The following is a 1,290-nucleotide window of genomic DNA, read 5'->3' as shown; positions in this document are numbered from 1 at the left end:
TATGGTATTTTTATCATTGTCATTTATGTTGCACTGGGCATGCTCATCACCATTACTTTTGGTTCGGATGCCTTAAATGCACTCTCCACAAATGGCGTATTTAATTTTGCCTTCTTCTTAATCCTCGTGTTATTTGCAGCCTCCTTTTTTGGGGCTTTTGAGCTGACCTTGCCCAGTTCTTTTGTGAACAAAATGGATGCAAAATCCGATCAAGGCGGTTTTATTGGTTTGTTCTTTATGGCATTCAGCCTCGCACTCGTCTCTTTCTCCTGTACAGGGCCGATCATAGGCACTTTGCTGGTAGAAGCGGCCTCCAAAGGAGAGCGCTTAGGACCGGCCATAGGCATGCTCGGCTTCTCCATTGCGCTGGCTATTCCATTTGTTATTTTTGCGATGTTCCCCTCGATGCTCAAATCGCTCCCGAAATCTGGTGGGTGGTTAAATAGCGTCAAGGTGGTCCTTGGCTTCTTGGAGCTAGCTTTTGCGCTGAAGTTTCTCTCGAATGTAGACTTAGCCTACCACTGGAACTGGTTAGACCGCGAAGTGTTCTTAGCCTTATGGATCGTTATTTTTGGTATGATGGGGCTTTACCTTATCGGTAAAATACGTTTTGCCCATGACAGTCCGATAACGCACCTTTCGGTGCCACGCACATTTCTAGCGGTCATCGTTTTTTCTTTTGTCATCTATATGGTTCCCGGAATGTGGGGAGCACCATTAAAAGCAATATCCGCCTTTTTGCCCCCCTCGGCAACACAGGACTTTGACCTCTCTACAACTAACTTTAGCGGCCAATCGGCAGCGGTAAATACCAACAAGAAGTACTACGAGATATTTCACGAACGGGGAACTCCCAAAGGTTTTGATCCTTACTACGAATATCAAGAAGGCTTAGCGGCAGCAAAAGAACAAAATAAACCTGCGCTAATCGATTTTACCGGATGGAACTGTGTTAATTGTAGGCAGATGGAAGCCAATGTGTGGACCGACCCGTTAGTGGCCAATTTACTACGTGAAGAGTTTGTGATGATTGAGCTGTTTGTCGACGACAAAACCCAGCTGGAACCACAAGAGCAGTACATATCGAGTTACTCCGGTAAAAAGATTAAAACAATAGGAAACATGAATAGTGATTTCCAAGCCGCGACATTTAACAGCAACTCGCAACCCCTGTACGTGATTGTTGATCCACAGGGAAATGTCTTGCTCCCTCCTAGTGGCGCAAACTACGACATCGCATCCTATGCGGATTACTTAAAAAAAGGAATAGAAATTTTTAAAACGAAATAA

1 protein-coding gene is annotated in these 1,290 nt (G+C 44.7%); it reads left to right on the top strand.

Translation table 11 applies throughout. The annotated features are described in order from the left end of the window. A partial coding sequence (locus FM107_RS01140) for a protein-disulfide reductase DsbD (RefSeq protein ID WP_086946688.1) occupies window positions 1–1,290 on the top strand: 1,290 nt, incomplete at its 5' end.

The organism is Sphingobacterium sp. JB170 (genome assembly GCF_900163865.1).
Lineage (GTDB): Bacteria > Bacteroidota > Bacteroidia > Sphingobacteriales > Sphingobacteriaceae > Sphingobacterium.
This window is presented reverse-complemented; position numbering and strand designations above follow the sequence as displayed.